The organism is Blastococcus capsensis (genome assembly GCF_030165005.1).
GTDB lineage: Bacteria > Actinomycetota > Actinomycetes > Mycobacteriales > Geodermatophilaceae > Blastococcus > Blastococcus capsensis.
The window spans coordinates 70267-84572 of record NZ_JASNNW010000009.1; the positions used below are offsets into that span (position 1 = coordinate 70267).

Annotated in this window: 12 protein-coding genes and 1 tRNA gene; 12 read left to right on the plus strand and 1 reads right to left on the minus strand. The window is 71.2% G+C overall.

Annotation, left to right across the window (positions count from 1 at the left end; all coding sequences use genetic code 11):
• The first annotated feature begins 10 nt into the window (after positions 1 to 10).
• From QOZ86_RS09640 to QOZ86_RS09665, 6 genes are all read left to right on the plus strand, one after another.
• Positions 11 to 84 (plus strand) — tRNA-Pro (locus tag QOZ86_RS09640).
• A gap of 133 nt (positions 85 to 217) precedes the next feature.
• Positions 218 to 1678 carry a trigger factor gene (gene tig, locus QOZ86_RS09645; protein ID WP_284491749.1) on the plus strand — a complete coding sequence of 487 codons (1461 nt, stop codon included), beginning with the start codon at positions 218 to 220 and terminating at the stop codon, positions 1676 to 1678.
• A 296-nt stretch (positions 1679 to 1974) separates the two neighbouring features.
• Entirely contained in the window at positions 1975 to 2613 is a 639-nt protein-coding gene (locus QOZ86_RS09650; RefSeq protein WP_431521210.1) for an ATP-dependent Clp protease proteolytic subunit, read from the plus strand.
• A 20-nt stretch (positions 2614 to 2633) separates the two neighbouring features.
• Positions 2634 to 3260, plus strand: a complete 627-nt coding sequence (locus QOZ86_RS09655; RefSeq protein WP_284491750.1) for an ATP-dependent Clp protease proteolytic subunit — start codon at positions 2634 to 2636, stop codon at positions 3258 to 3260.
• Between the two features lie 296 nt (positions 3261 to 3556).
• Positions 3557 to 4831, plus strand: a complete 1275-nt coding sequence (gene clpX, locus QOZ86_RS09660; RefSeq protein WP_284491751.1) for an ATP-dependent Clp protease ATP-binding subunit ClpX — start codon at positions 3557 to 3559, stop codon at positions 4829 to 4831.
• A gap of 201 nt (positions 4832 to 5032) precedes the next feature.
• Complete coding sequence (locus QOZ86_RS09665; RefSeq protein WP_284491752.1) at positions 5033 to 5944, plus strand: DUF559 domain-containing protein; 912 nt, start codon at positions 5033 to 5035, stop codon at positions 5942 to 5944.
• 42 nt (positions 5945 to 5986) lie between these two features.
• Here QOZ86_RS09665 and valS read toward each other — a convergent pair whose 3' ends face one another.
• Positions 5987 to 8596, minus strand: coding sequence for a valine--tRNA ligase (gene valS / locus QOZ86_RS09670; protein WP_284491753.1), 2610 nt, complete (start codon positions 8594 to 8596; stop codon positions 5987 to 5989).
• 113 nt (positions 8597 to 8709) lie between these two features.
• Between valS and QOZ86_RS09675 the strand changes: the two genes are divergently transcribed.
• From QOZ86_RS09675 to QOZ86_RS09700, 6 genes are all read left to right on the plus strand, one after another.
• Positions 8710 to 9156 carry a YccF domain-containing protein gene (locus QOZ86_RS09675; RefSeq protein ID WP_284491754.1) on the plus strand — a complete coding sequence of 149 codons (447 nt, stop codon included), beginning with the start codon at positions 8710 to 8712 and terminating at the stop codon, positions 9154 to 9156.
• Between the two features lie 22 nt (positions 9157 to 9178).
• Positions 9179 to 10534 carry a bifunctional folylpolyglutamate synthase/dihydrofolate synthase gene (locus QOZ86_RS09680; protein WP_284491755.1) on the plus strand — a complete coding sequence of 452 codons (1356 nt, stop codon included), beginning with the start codon at positions 9179 to 9181 and terminating at the stop codon, positions 10532 to 10534.
• Positions 10531 to 10938: a DUF4233 domain-containing protein gene (locus QOZ86_RS09685; RefSeq protein ID WP_284491756.1), complete on the plus strand. Its 408-nt coding sequence runs from the start codon at positions 10531 to 10533 to the stop codon at positions 10936 to 10938. The genes QOZ86_RS09680 and QOZ86_RS09685 overlap by 4 nt, the downstream gene beginning before the upstream one ends.
• Positions 10939 to 10949: 11 nt before the next feature.
• Positions 10950 to 11360: a nucleoside-diphosphate kinase gene (gene ndk, locus QOZ86_RS09690; protein ID WP_284491757.1), complete on the plus strand. Its 411-nt coding sequence runs from the start codon at positions 10950 to 10952 to the stop codon at positions 11358 to 11360.
• A gap of 144 nt (positions 11361 to 11504) precedes the next feature.
• Complete coding sequence (locus tag QOZ86_RS09695) at positions 11505 to 13427, plus strand: TIGR03960 family B12-binding radical SAM protein (protein ID WP_284491758.1); 1923 nt, start codon at positions 11505 to 11507, stop codon at positions 13425 to 13427.
• A complete protein-coding gene (locus QOZ86_RS09700; protein WP_284491759.1) occupies positions 13427 to 14194 on the plus strand; it encodes a TIGR03936 family radical SAM-associated protein in 768 nt (255 codons plus the stop codon). The genes QOZ86_RS09695 and QOZ86_RS09700 overlap by 1 nt, the downstream gene beginning before the upstream one ends.
• Positions 14195 to 14306 lie beyond the last annotated feature (112 nt).

The window sequence follows — 14306 nt, forward strand, 5'->3', positions numbered from 1 at the left end:
CGGGCGGCCACGGGGTGTGGCGCAGCTTGGTAGCGCACCTGCTTTGGGAGCAGGGGGCCGCAGGTTCAAATCCTGTCACCCCGACCGGGCGAGCGCGCTGCGGCGCATCCCGCCACCGTGCGCGTGCCCCCGACGTCTCTAGACTCGGGGGTCGACCCGGCGTCACCGGACCCCGCGGGCGCCCACAACCGCTGTCTTACCGAGGAGCACTGCCGCTGTGAAGAGCACCATCGAGGAACTGGGCCCCACGCGGGTCCGGATGGCGATCGAGGTGCCGTGGGGGGACCTGGACCACGCCTTCGGTGAGGTCTACAAGGAGCTGGGCAAGCAGGTCCGGGTTCCCGGTTTCCGCCCCGGCAAGGTCCCCAACCGCGTGCTCGACCAGCGGATCGGCCGCCCCGTCGTCCTGGAGCAGGTCGTCCAGCACGCGGTCCCGGAGGTCTACTCCGAGGTCATCCGCGAGAACCAGGTGCGGGTGCTCGGCCAGCCCGACATCGAGGTCACCCGCCTCGACGACGGCGACACCCTCGCCTTCACCGCCGAGGTCGACGTCGCCCCGCAGCTGGAGCTCCCCAGCCTGGAGAACCTCGCCGTGACCGTCGACGACGTCGAGGTCACCGACGAGGAGATCGACCAGCAGGTCTCGGTCATGCGCGAGCGCTTCTCCATGCTCACGGGCGTCGAGCGCCCGGCGCAGGACGGCGACTTCGTCTCCATCGACCTCGAGGCCACGCTCGGCGGCGAGGTGCTGGAGGACGGCTCCACCACCGGAATGTCCTACGAGGTGGGCTCCGGCAACCTCATGGAGGGCCTCGACGACGCCGTCCGCGGGCTGTCCGCCGACGAGTCGAAGACCTTCGAGACCGCGCTGCTCGCCGGCCCGAACGCCGGCGAGATGGCCGAGGTCGCCGTCACCGTCCGCTCGGTGAAGGAGAAGGAGCTGCCGGAGCTGGACGACGAGTTCGCCTCCACCGCCAGCGAGTTCGACACCCTGGAGGAGCTCCGCGAGGATGTCCGGTCCCGGGTGGCCCGCTCGAAGGTGATCCAGCAGGGCGCCCAGGCGCGCGACGAGCTGGTCGAGCACCTGCTCGAGACCATCGAGGTGCCGATCCCGGAGAACCTCGTCGAACGCGAGGTCGAGTGGCGCAACCAGGCCTTCGAGCGAGAGCTCCAGCAGGCCGGCATGGACTGGGACACGTTCCTCCAGATGTCGGGCGTGGAGAACCGCGAGGCCTACGAGGCCGACCAGAAGAAGAACGTCGAGGAAGCGGTCAAGACCCAGTTCATCCTGGACGCGATCGCCGACGCCCGTGAGGTCACCGTCGACAACGAGGACCTCTCGGCGCAGGTCATGGCCCAGGCCCAGCGCAACCGGATGAGCCCGGAGCAGTACGCCCAGCAGCTCCAGCAGGGCGGCAACATCGCCGAGTTCGTCGCCGACGTGCGCCGCACCAAGACGCTGGCCCAGCTGCTCGAGCAGACGACGATCACCGACGCGTCGGGCAACACCGTCGACCTCGAGGCGCTGCGCCCGAAGACGGTCCAGGCGCCGGCAACCGACGAGGCGCCGGGCGAGGACGCCGACGAGGTCCCGGCCGAGGACACCGACTCGCCGGCCGAGGCCGCCGACGAGGTCCCGGTCGAGGACACGCCGACCGAGGATCCCGACAAGGCCTGAGAAAGGACCCCGTCCTCCCCACGATTCGCAGGCTCGCCGCGGGGCCCGGGACGGGGCCGAGCCGCCGACGACGCCGTTCCGCCCACCCGGGTGGGGCGGCGTCGCCGCGTTTCCCGGGCCGGCGCTGCGCCGACGGCGAACACCGCCCGCTCGGGGACTGTCCCGTCGCACCTGCGGGTTAGGGTCGACAGGACTCAGGCGATCGCCGGGGGGTACCGCCTCCCGGAGGGCCGTTCCGGGCCCCGCACCACCTCGACCGACATGCCACGACGCGTCCTACGGAGGTCACCGCACCCGTGAGCACCACCGACCCGAACCTGGCGAGCGCACCGATGATGCGTGGTGCCGGCGGAATGATGAACCTCGGCGACTCGGTCTACGAGCGCCTGCTGCGCGAGCGGATCATCTTCCTCGGCACCCAGGTCGACGACGTCATCGCCAACCAGCTGGCCGCGCAGATGCTGCTGCTCTCCGCCGAGGACCCCAAGCGGGACATCCACCTCTACATCAACTCGCCCGGCGGCTCGGTCAGCGCCGGCATGGCCATCTACGACACGATGCAGTTCATCGACTGCGACGTCGCCACCTACGGGATGGGCCTGGCCGCCTCGATGGGCCAGTTCCTGCTCACCGCCGGCGCCAGTGGCAAGCGCTACGCCCTGCCGCACGCGCGGATCATGATGCACCAGCCGTCGGCGGGTGTCGGTGGTACGGCGGCGGACATCGCCATCCAGGCCGACCTGTTCCGCCGGACGAAGAAGGAGCTGAACGAGCTGCAGTCCTTCCACACCGGGCAGAGCATCGAGCAGATCGAGAAGGATTCCGACCGCGACCGCTGGTTCACCGCGCAGGAGGCCCTCGAGTACGGCTTCGTCGACCACGTCGTCAGCCGCGCGGCCATGACCGACAGCGCCAACCCGGTCTCCGACAACTGAGCTCCCGAGGACAGACGACGATGAGCTTCCAGATGCCCTCCAGCCGCTACATCCTGCCCTCGTTCGTGGAGCGCACGAGCTACGGCATGAAGGAGTCCAACCCGTACAACAAGCTCTTCGAGGAGCGCATCATCTTCCTCGGGGTGCAGATCGACGACGCGTCGGCGAACGACGTGATGGCCCAGCTCATCACGCTCGAGTCCGCCGACCCGGACCGGGACATCACGATCTACATCAACTCGCCCGGTGGCTCGTTCACCTCGCTGATGGCGATCTACGACACGATGATGTTCGTCCGGCCCGACATCCAGACCGTGGTCATGGGCCAGGCCGCCTCGGCTGCCGCCGTCCTGCTCGCGGCCGGCACGCCGGGCAAGCGCCTGGCGCTGCCCTATTCCCGCGTGCTGATCCACCAGCCCTCGGGCGAGGCCGGCGGTCAGGTCACCGACCTGGAGATCCACGCCGCGGAGATCGAGCGGGTCCGGGTGCAGATGGAGGAGATCCTGGCCCGGCACACCGGCCGGTCCCAGGAGCAGGTCCGCACCGACATCGACCGCGACAAGATCCTCACGGCCGCCCAGGCCAAGGACTACGGGATCGTCGACCAGGTGATCCAGAGCCGCAAGCTCAACGCCCTCGCGACCTGACCGGCCGGTACGGGCCGGGACGCGCGTGACGCGTGTTCGGCCCGTACCGTCGGAGGTCTGAGGGCACGGCGGGACACGAGTGGGACGGCCGGGGCGGAACCGGGTGAGTCATTGCCCGACCTCGTCCACGGCGGCAGGTACGTTCGGCGAACACCCGATCCCCGGCCGACAGTGCCGGGAGAAGAGCCTCGCGGGACAGCTTGTCAGCGGGGTCGAGCAGGGGTAGCAAGCAGCGCACATCCAACCCGCGGGTACCTGGCACCAGGACCGGCGACTGTCGAGGTGGAGGTCAGCAGGTGGCACGAATCGGTGAGAGCGGTGATCTGCTCAAGTGCTCGTTCTGCGGCAAGAGCCAGAAGCAGGTCAAGAAGCTCATCGCTGGCCCCGGGGTCTACATCTGCGACGAGTGCATCGACCTCTGCAACGAGATCATCGAGGAAGAGCTCTCCGAGTCGTCGGACCTGAAGTTCGACGAGCTGCCGAAGCCCAAGGAGATCCACGACTTCCTCGACCAGTACGTCATCGGCCAGGACAAGGCCAAGCGGACGCTCTCGGTCGCGGTCTACAACCACTACAAGCGGATCCAGGCCGGCGGTGACCGCGCCTCCCGCGAGGACGCCGTCGAGCTGGCGAAGTCCAACATCCTGCTCATCGGCCCCACCGGCTGCGGGAAGACCCACCTGGCGCAGACGCTGGCCCGGATGCTCAACGTGCCGTTCGCCATCGCGGACGCCACCGCGCTCACCGAGGCCGGCTACGTGGGTGAGGACGTCGAGAACATCCTCCTCAAGCTGATCCAGGCCGCCGACTACGACGTCAAGCGGGCCGAGACCGGCATCATCTACATCGACGAGGTCGACAAGATCGCCCGCAAGAGCGAGAACCCGTCGATCACCCGGGACGTCTCCGGCGAGGGCGTGCAGCAGGCGCTGCTGAAGATCCTCGAGGGGACGACGGCATCGGTTCCGCCACAGGGTGGGCGCAAGCACCCGCACCAGGAGTTCATCCAGATCGACACGACGAACGTGCTGTTCATCGTGGGTGGCGCCTTCGCCGGGCTGGAGCAGGTCATCGAGGCGCGGGCCGGCAAGCAGGGCATCGGCTTCGCCGGCGAGATCCGCGGCAAGCAGGAGATCGAGGACGCCAACGCCTTCGCCGAGGTCATGCCCGAAGACCTGCTGAAGTTCGGCATGATCCCCGAGTTCATCGGCCGCCTCCCGGTCATCACCAGCGTCCGCAAGCTGGACCGTCAGGCGCTGATCAACATCCTGACCCAGCCGAAGAACGCCCTGGTCCGCCAGTACCGGAAGCTGTTCGAGCTCGACGGCGTGGAGCTGGAGTTCACCGACGACGCGCTCGAGGCCGTCGCCGACCAGGCGATCCTGCGCGGCACCGGCGCCCGCGGCCTCCGCGCGATCATGGAGGAGGTGCTCCAGTCGGTGATGTACGACATCCCCAGCCGGGAGGACATCGCCGCCGTGACGATCACCAAGGAGGTCGTCCTGGAGCACGTGAACCCGACGATCGTCCCGCGCAAGCCGTCCCGTGCCCCCCGCGAGAAGTCGGCGTAATCCTCAGCTGACAGCGAGCCCGTTCCCACCTCCGGGGGCGGGCTCGCTGCCGTTCCGGGGCCCGGTTCCGGGACCTGAGCGTGTGCGCGAAGCAGCAGGTCTGGCGCGGGTCCCTGCCGGTCGCTGCACAGCGTCACCCGCGCCGTCCACAGATTCGCCGCTACCGACCCACGGCGCTCTGCCCCGCAGCAGCCTGGGCCCGTGGCGATCGACGTGACGAAGGCCGTCGGTCCGGATGGCTGGGTGGCGGCGGAGGAGCTCTTCGTGCGGGCCAGCCCCCGCACCGTCGGGTCGTGGGTGGCCGACGGGAAGATCATCCGCCTGCGCCCCGGTGTCTTCGCGCTCCCGAGCGCAGCCAGGAATTGGCGCACTCGCATCGCTGCTGCACTCGAGGGTCGCGAGGCCGTCGCCAGTCATGTCACGGCCCTGGCCCTCTGGGAACTGAGCCCGCATCCACCCGGACCGGTGCACCTGACGGTGGAGAGCGGCCGGAGCGGCAGAGGGTCGGCCGGAGTCAGGGTGCACCGGGCGCCTGGCGCCTTCGAGGACCGCCGTCGGGTGGCCGGCCTCGCCGTCACGTCCGCCGAGCGCTCCGTCGTCGACACCTGGGGTCGGCCCGGCCTGCTGGAGCGTCCGGCTGTCCGTGCTGCCGCGATCGAGGCCGTGCGGCAGCGGCTGTGCTCGCCGCGCGATCTCCAGGTCGAACTGGCTCGGCAACCGAGGCTCACCGGGCGTGCCGAACTGGCGCGGCTGGTGGGCCTGCTCGCCGACGGCTGTCGGAGCGAGCTGGAAGTCTGGGGGTGCCTGCACGTCCTCCGCGGCCCCGGCATGCCCGCGTTCGTCCAGCAGCGTCCGGTCAGCGTCGGTGGCCGGACCTTCATCCTCGACGCGGCGTACGAGGACGTGCTGCTGGCCGTCGAGATGGATGGCGCGGCGTGGCACGGGTCGCGCTCTCAGCGGGAGCGGGACATCCAGCGGGACGCGTTGCTGGCCACGGTGGGCTGGCAGACGCTGCGCTTCAGCTTCGACCGGCTGACGCGCTCACCGGACGGCTGCCGCCGCGAGATCCTCGCCGTCCGAGCCGCCCGGTCGGGCCGTATGCGCGGGCGCTGATCGGCAGAACGGAGCGCCCGATCTGCGGACCAGCGCACACCGTCAGGCCTCCGGGGTCTCCGCCAGGACGACGTCGACCCGCAGGTCACCCTCGCCGGGCACGATCGTCAGCAGCTGGATGCGACCGGCGTCGACCAGGTCCGAGCGCACCGCTTCCACCAGCGGCACCTGGTCGGCCGTCGCGGTGACCGTCGCGGTCTCCACGTCGGCGCGCATCGACTGCTTCGCGTCGGACTTGGCCTTGCGCACCGCCGACAGCGCCGCGGCGGCCACGGTCACCACCGCGGGGTCGCCCTCTGCGGGCAGCTCGCCGGCCGACGGCCATGCGGCGCGGTGCACGGAGCCGGTCTGCCACCACGACCAGACCTCCTCGGTGACGAACGGCAGCACCGGGGCGAACAGCCGCAGCTGCACCGAGAGCGCCAGCGCCAGCGCGGCCTGCGCGGAGGCCGCGGCGTCGTCGCTGCGGTAGGCCCGGGACTTCACCAGCTCGACGTAGTCGTCGCAGAACGACCAGAAGAACGTCTCGGCCACCTCGAGCGCGCGCGTGTAGTTGTAGGCCTCCATCGCCGCGGTGGCCTCGTCCACGACGGCGGCCAGCGCGGTGAGCATCCCGCGGTCGATGGGCTCGGTGATCTGCGTTGCCGCCGACGACAGGTCGACCGAGCCGGCGCCCAGCCCGAGCACGAACTTGCCGATGTTGAGGATCTTCATGGCCAGCCGCCGGCCGACCTTCATCTGCGCCTCGTCGAACGGCGAGTCGGCACCCGGCCGGGCGCCGGCGGCGCGCCAGCGGACGGCGTCGGTGCCGTACCGCTCGAGGACGTCGATCGGCGTGGTCGCGTTGCCCTTGGACTTCGACATCTTCTTGCGGTCGGGGTCGACCACGAAGCCGGAGATGGTGGCGTGCGACCACGGCACGGTGCCGTGCTCGAAGTGTGCCCGGACGACCGTGGAGAACAGCCAGGTGCGGATGATGTCGTGCGCCTGCGGCCGCTGGTCCATCGGGAAGACCTTGGCGAACAGCTCCGGGTCGGTGTCCCAGCCAGAGGCCACCTGCGGCGACAGCGACGACGTCGCCCAGGTGTCCATCACGTCGGGGTCGGCCATGAACCCGCCCGGCTTGCCGCGCTGGTCCTCGGTGAACCCCTCGGGCACGTCGGACGACGGGTCGACCGGCAGTGCCTCGTCGGGCGCCAGGATCGGCTCGTCGTGAACCGGCTCACCGGACTCGTCCAGCCGGTACCAGACCGGGAACGGGACGCCGAAGAAGCGCTGGCGGCTGATCAGCCAGTCGCCGTTGAGGCCCTCGACCCAGTTGTCGTAGCGGTGCCGCATGTGCTCGGGCACCCACTGGATCTCCCGGCCGCGGGCGATGAGGGCATCGCGCAGGTCGGCGTCCCGGCCGCCGTTGCGGATGTACCACTGCCGCGTGGTGACGATCTCCAGCGGGCGCTCGCCCTTCTCGAAGAACTTCACCGGGTGGGTGATCTGCTTGGGTTCGCCCTCGAGGTCGCCGGACTCGCGCAGCAGCTCCACGATGCGGGCCTGCGCGCTGAACATCGTCTTGCCGGCCAGCTCGTCGTAGGGGTGCGCGGGCACGCCGGGCGGCGGGTCGGCCAGGATCCGGCCGTCCCAGCCGACGATGGCGCGGGTCGGCAGCTGCAGCTCGCGCCACCAGGTGACGTCGTTGAGGTCGCCGAAGGTGCAGATCATCGCGATGCCCGAGCCCTTGTCCGGCTCGGCGAGGCGGTGGGCGACCACGGGCACCTCGACGTCGAACAGCGGCGTCCGCACCGTCTTCCCGAACAGCGGCTGGTAGCGCTCGTCGCCGGGGTGCGCGACCAGCGCGACGCAGGCCGGCAGGAGCTCCGGACGGGTGGTCTCGATGAAGACCGGGCCGTCGGCGGAGTGGAAGGCGATCCGGTGGTAGGCGCCGGGGCGCTCGCGGTCCTCCAGCTCGGCTTGCGCGACGGCGGTGCGGAAGGTGACGTCCCAGAGGGTCGGGGCCTCCTGGGCATAGGCCTCGCCGCGGGCCAGGTTCTGCAGGAACATCCGCTGGGCCGTGGCCCGGGAGGACTCCGAGATGGTCCGGTAGACGTTCGACCAGTCGACCGAGAGCCCGACGCGGCGCCAGAGCTTCTCGAACTCGGCCTCGTCCTCCTCCGTCAGCTGCATGCACAGCTCGACGAAGTTGCGCCGGGAGAGCGGCAGCTGGGCTCTGTCCGACTTCGCTGCCGCTGCGTCTCCTGGCGGCTCGAACGAGGCGTCGTAGGGCAGGGCCGGGTCGCAGCGGACGCCGTAGTAGTTCTGCACCCGCCGCTCGGTCGGCAGCCCGTTGTCGTCCCAGCCCATCGGGTAGTACACGTGCTTGCCGCGCATCCGCTGGTAGCGGGCGACGATGTCGGTGTGGGTGTAGCTGAACACGTGCCCCACGTGCAGCGAGCCGCTGGCGGTCGGCGGGGGAGTGTCGATCGAGTAGATCTGCTCGCGCGGCGCCTGCAGGGCGGCGTCGCGGTCGAAGCCGTAGGTGTCCTCGGAGGCCCAGCGGGCGACCCACTTCTCCTCGAGGCCGTCGACCGAGGGCTTGTCCGGTACGCCGCTCAGGACTCCCGGGGCGGCATTGTCCGGGGTCGCGATGCGGGGATCCATGCCCCGCATCCTAGGAAGGCGTGGCAACGCGATCGCAGTCGGCGCTGTGGCCGGACCCACGGTCGAGAGGGGAACCGGCGGACGCGGCCCTTCGTGGAACAGGTGTGACCACGATGCGTCTGCTCCTGAACGTCGTCTGGCTGGTGCTGCAGGGCTGGGTGCTGGCGCTGGCCTACGCCCTGGCCGGTGTGCTGGCCTGTCTCCTCGTCGTGACCATCCCGTTCGGCATCGCCGCCTTCCGCCTGGCTTTCTTCGTCCTGTGGCCGTTCGGGCGCACCACCGTGCGGGCCCCGGGCGCCGGTGCGCCGTCGGTCCTGGGCAACCTCCTGTGGTTCCTGCTGGCCGGCTGGTGGCTGGCGCTGCTCCACGTCGTGGCCGGCATCGGCTTCTGCCTGACCATCGTCGGTATCCCGTTCGGCGTGGCCTCCTTCAAACTCGCCGCCGTGGGCCTCTTCCCGCTCGGCAAGCGGGTGGTGCCGGCGGTTCCTCCGCGGGGCTGGAGGCACGCCGGCGGCACCGTCGTGCACGGTGGCGCCCGGGAGACCGCGCTGGTCCGGTGACCGGCCTGGCATCCTGAGCAGGATGAGCAACAGCAGCACCGGTGACCTCGCCCGGGTGGAGCAGGAGCTGCTGGCCCGGTGGCCCGAGAGCCGGCTCGAGCCGTCCCTCGCCCGCATCAGCGCCCTGGTCGACCTGCTCGGTTCACCCCACCGGGCGATGCCGGTCATCCAGGTGGCCGGCACCAACGGCAAGACGACGACGGCGCGGATGATCGACGAGATCCTGCGCGGCTTCGGGCTGCGGGTGGGCCGGTTCACCAGCCCGCACCTGCAGACCATGCGTGAGCGGATCGTGCTCGACGGCGAGCCGGTCGACGCCGGGCGCTTCGTCGAGGCCTACGACGACATCGCGCCGTACGTGCAGATGGTCGACGCCGCCGGCGAGATCCCGATGAGCTTCTTCGAGGTCATGGTCGGGATGGCCTACGCGCTCTTCGCCGACGCGCCGGTCGACGTCGCGGTCATCGAGGTCGGCATGGGCGGCACGTGGGACGCGACCAACGTCGCCGACGCGCGGGTCGCCGTCGTCACCCCCGTGGCGATGGACCACGCGGAGTACCTCGGCCCGGACGTCGCCACGATCGCCGGCGAGAAGGCCGGCATCATCAAGCCCGACGCCGTGGCCGTGCTGGCGCACCAGCAGCCCGGGGCCTTGGACGCGCTGATCCGCCGGGCCGTCGAGGCCGACGCCGTGGTCGCCCGCGAGGGCACCGAGTTCGGCGTGCTCGACCGGAAGGTGGCCGTCGGAGGGCAGCAGATCCGGCTGCAAGGCCTCGGTGGGGAGTACGAGGAGGTCTTCCTCCCCCTGTTCGGCGCCCACCAGGCGCAGAACGCGGCCACCGCGCTGGCCGCGGTCGAGGCGTTCCTGGGTGCGGGGGCGGCCACCGGCCCCATCGAGCAGGAGACCGTCCGCGCCGCCTTCGCGGCCGTCCGCTCTCCCGGCCGCCTCGAGCGCGTGCGCACCAGCCCGACGGTGCTGGTCGACGCCGCCCACAACCCGGCCGGCATGGCCGCGACCGTCGAGGCGATCCGGGAGTCCTTCGACCTCACCCGGCTGGTCGGCGTCGTCGGCGCGGTCCACGGCAAGGACGTCGCCGGGATGCTCGCCGCCCTCGAAGAGGTCTGCGCCGAGCTGGTCGTCACCCAGAACAGCTCGTCGCGCGCCATGCCGGCCGACGAGCTGGGCGCGCTGGCGGTCGACGTCTTCGGCGCCGACCGGGTGAGCGTCTCGCCGCGGCTGAACGAGGCGATCACCGAGGCGATCGAGCTGGCCGAGGCCGGCCCGGACGACGCGCTCGGCGGCTCCGGGGTGCTGGTCACCGGCAGCGTCATCACCGCAGGTGAGGCACGCACCCTGCTGTCCGGGAGCCGGCGGTGACCGCTCCCGACCCGGCCCGCGCGGCGAAGGCGCTGCGCGGGGCCGCGGCGGCGGTGCTCGTGCTGGAGGGCATCGCCGTCCTCTTCGTGCCGCGCGGCATCGCGCAGACCGAGGAGGGGCTCGGCGCCGGCCGCCTGACGGTCCTGCTCGTCCTGGCGGTCCTGCTGATCCTGGCGTCGGGCCTGCAGCGGCGGGAGCGCGGCCTGCTGATCGGCACCGCGCTGCAGCTGCCGTTGCTGCTCACCGGCCTGCTCAACAGCGTCATGTGGGTCGTGGCCGGGGCATTCGTGCTCATCTGGAGCTACCTGCTGCAGGTGCGCAAGCAGCTGATCGGCACGCCGTTCGGCCCGGTGGCGGCGCCCCGGACCGGCGACGCCGACGGCGAGGGCGCGGCCACCCCGTAGGCTCCGGCCCCGTGACCGAACGCACCCTTGTCCTCGTCAAGCCCGACGGCGTCTCCCGCGGCCTGGTCGGCGAGGTGATCACCCGGCTCGAGCGCAAGGGCCTGCGGCTGGTCGCCGCCGAGCTGCGCACGCTGACCGCCGACGTCGCCGAGACGCATTACGCCGAGCACCGCGAGCGGCCCTTCTTCGCCGACCTCGTGCAGTTCATCACCAGTGGTCCGCTGATGGCCCTGGTCGTGGAGGGTCCGCGCGCGATCGAGGCGTTCCGCGCCCTGGCCGGCGCCACCGACCCGGTGAAGGCCGCACCCGGCACGATCCGCGGCGACTTCGCCCTCGAGGTGCAGAACAACATCGTGCACGGCTCCGACTCGCCCGAGTCCGCCGCGCGCGAAATCGGCTTGTTCTTCCTCGACCTGGGCTGACCCGCCTCCCCGGGCATAGGAGGCTTCGCATACGGAATCGGCACCGAAACCGTAGGCATGGCCTCCTATGCCTGGGTGAGGGGCGACGGGCGCTCGGCGTAGCCGGGACGTGGCACTCCGGTCGCGGTCTACCCTGGACCGGTCATGACTGGTGAGACCCTGTACCCCCGCCTCGAACCGCTGCTGGCCCAGATCCAGAAGCCGATCCAGTACGTCGGCGGTGAACTCAACGCCCAGGTGAAGCCGTGGGAGTCCGCGACCGTCCACTGGGCGCTGATGTATCCGGACGCCTACGAGGTGGGGCTGCCCAACCAGGGCCTCATGATCCTCTACGAGGTGCTCAACGAGCGCCCCGATGCGCTGGCCGAGCGCACGTACGCCGTCTGGCCCGATCTCGCCGCGCTCATGCGCGAGCACGGCGTTCCGCAGTTCACCGTCGACGGTCACCGCTCGGTGCGCGACTTCGACCTGCTGGGCGTCAGCTTCGCCACCGAGCTCGGCTACACCAACCTGCTCGAGGCGCTGGACCTCGCGGGCGTCCCCCTGCACGCGGTCGACCGGGACGAGACCCACCCGGTCGTCGTCGCCGGCGGGCACGCCGCCTTCAACCCTGAGCCGGTCAGCGACTTCGTCGACTGCGCCGTCCTGGGTGACGGCGAGCAGGCCGTCGGCGACATCACCGACGTCGTCGCCGCGTGGAAGGCGCAGGGGCGCCCGGGCGGCCGCGAGGAGCTGCTGGCCCGGCTCGCCCGCGTGGACGGCGTCTACGTGCCGCGCTTCTACGCCGTCTCCTACGGGCCCGACGGCGCCATCGCCGCGGTCACCCGCACCCGCGACGACGTCCCGGCGAAGGTCGGCAAGCGCACCGTCATGGACCTCGACGAGTGGCCCTACCCGAAGACCCCGCTGGTGCCGCTGGCCGAGAGCGTGCACGAGCGGATGAGCGTGGAGATCTTCCGCGGCTGCACCCGCGGCTGCCGGTTCTGCCAGGCCGGGATGATCACCCGTCCCGTGCGCGAGCGGACGATCACCGGCATCGGCTCCATGGTGGAGCAGGGGCTGAAGGCGACCGGGTACGAGGAGGTCGGGCTGCTCTCGCTGTCCAGCGCCGACCACTCCGAGATCGGCCAGGTGGCCAAGGAGCTGGCCGACCGCTACGAGGGCACCAACACCGGCCTGAGCCTGCCGTCGACCCGCGTCGACGCCTTCAACGTCACGCTGGCCAACGAGCTGTCCCGCAACGGCCGGCGCAGCGGCCTCACCTTCGCCCCCGAGGGCGGCAGTGAGCGGATCCGCCGGGTCATCAACAAGACGGTGTCCAAGGAGGACCTCGTCCGCACGGTGACGACGGCCTACGCCAACGGCTGGACGCAGGTGAAGCTCTACTTCATGTGCGGTCTGCCCACCGAGACCGACGACGACGTGCTGGAGATCGCCGAGCTGGCGGTCGAGGTGATCCGCGCCGGCCGCGAGGCCAGTGGCCGCAAGGACATCCGCTGCACCGTCTCCATCGGTGGCTTCGTGCCCAAGCCGCACACCCCGTTCCAGTGGGCCGCCCAGGCCAGCGCCGAGACGATCGACCACCGCCTGCGGGCGCTGCGCCAGGCGATCAACGCCGACCGCCGCATCGGCCGGTCCATCGGCCTGCGCTACCACGACGGCAAGCCGGGTGTCATCGAAGGACTGCTCTCCCGCGGTGACCGCCGGGTCGGCCGGGTCATCGAGCGCGTGTGGCGCGACGGCGGCCGCTTCGACGGCTGGAGCGAGCACTTCTCCTACGAGCGGTGGGTCCAGGCCGCGGCCGAGGAGCTGGCGCCCTTCGGTGTCGACGTCGACTGGTACACCACCCGGGAGCGCACCGAGCACGAGATCCTGCCCTGGGACCACCTGGACTCCGGGCTGGACAAGGAGTGGCTCTGGGAGGACTGGCAGGAGGCCCTCTCCGAGGAGGAGGTCGCCGACTGCCGGTGGACCCCCTGCTACGACTGCGGTGTCTGCCCGACCATGGGCACCGAGATCCAGATCGGCCCGACCGGCCGCAGCCTGCTGCCGCTCACCGTCGTCTGATGGCCCGCCAGCCCGAGGGCCCGCCCCCGCCGCCCACCGTGCAGAAGCTGCGCATCCGCTACGCCAAGCGGGGCCGGCTGCGGTTCGCCTCGCACCGCGACCTCGCGCGGGCACTGGAGCGGGCGCTTCGGCGCGCGCAGGTGCCCATGGCGTTCTCGGCGGGATTCAGCCCGCACCCGAAGATCTCCTACATCGGTGCCGCGCCCACCGGGGCCGCCAGCGAGGCGGAGTACCTGGAGATCGGGGTCGCGATCCGTTGCGACCCCGAGGCGGTGCGGGTCGCGCTGGACACCGCGCTGCCGCCCGACGTCGCCGTCCTCGAGGTCGTGGAAGCGGGGGAGGGAACCGGTTCGCTGGCCGACCGGATCGACACCTCCGTGTGGCGCGTCGAGCTGCCCGGGGTTCCCCTCGCGGAGCTGGCCCCGGCCGTCGAGAAGTTTCTCGCCAGCGATGTGGTGACCGTCGCCAAGCGCACCAAGAACGGGCTCAAGGACATCGACGCCCGCCCCTCCGTCGTCAGCGCGTCGGCGATCGAGGGGGCAGGTTGTGCCATACTGCACATGGTCGTCCGGCAGGGAACGCCCGTTGTACGACCCGATGACGTGTTGGCCGCCCTGGCTGCCGTCGCCGACCTGCGCCCGCCGTTGCCCCCACGGGCCGTGCGTGAGGCGCAGGGCCGGCTCGACGACACCGGGACCGTGGCCGATCCGCTCGGTCCTGACCGTGCGGCGCGCACCCGCTGCCAGGGGGAGCACGCGACGGTCTGACCGGCGGATGCCCGGAGGCTGCGCGCCGTCGAGCGGCACGGCTGCCAGACGTGACGCGCCCGATCCGGGCCACCCGGCCCCGGACGCCCAGACCACCGCAGGACCAGCACCA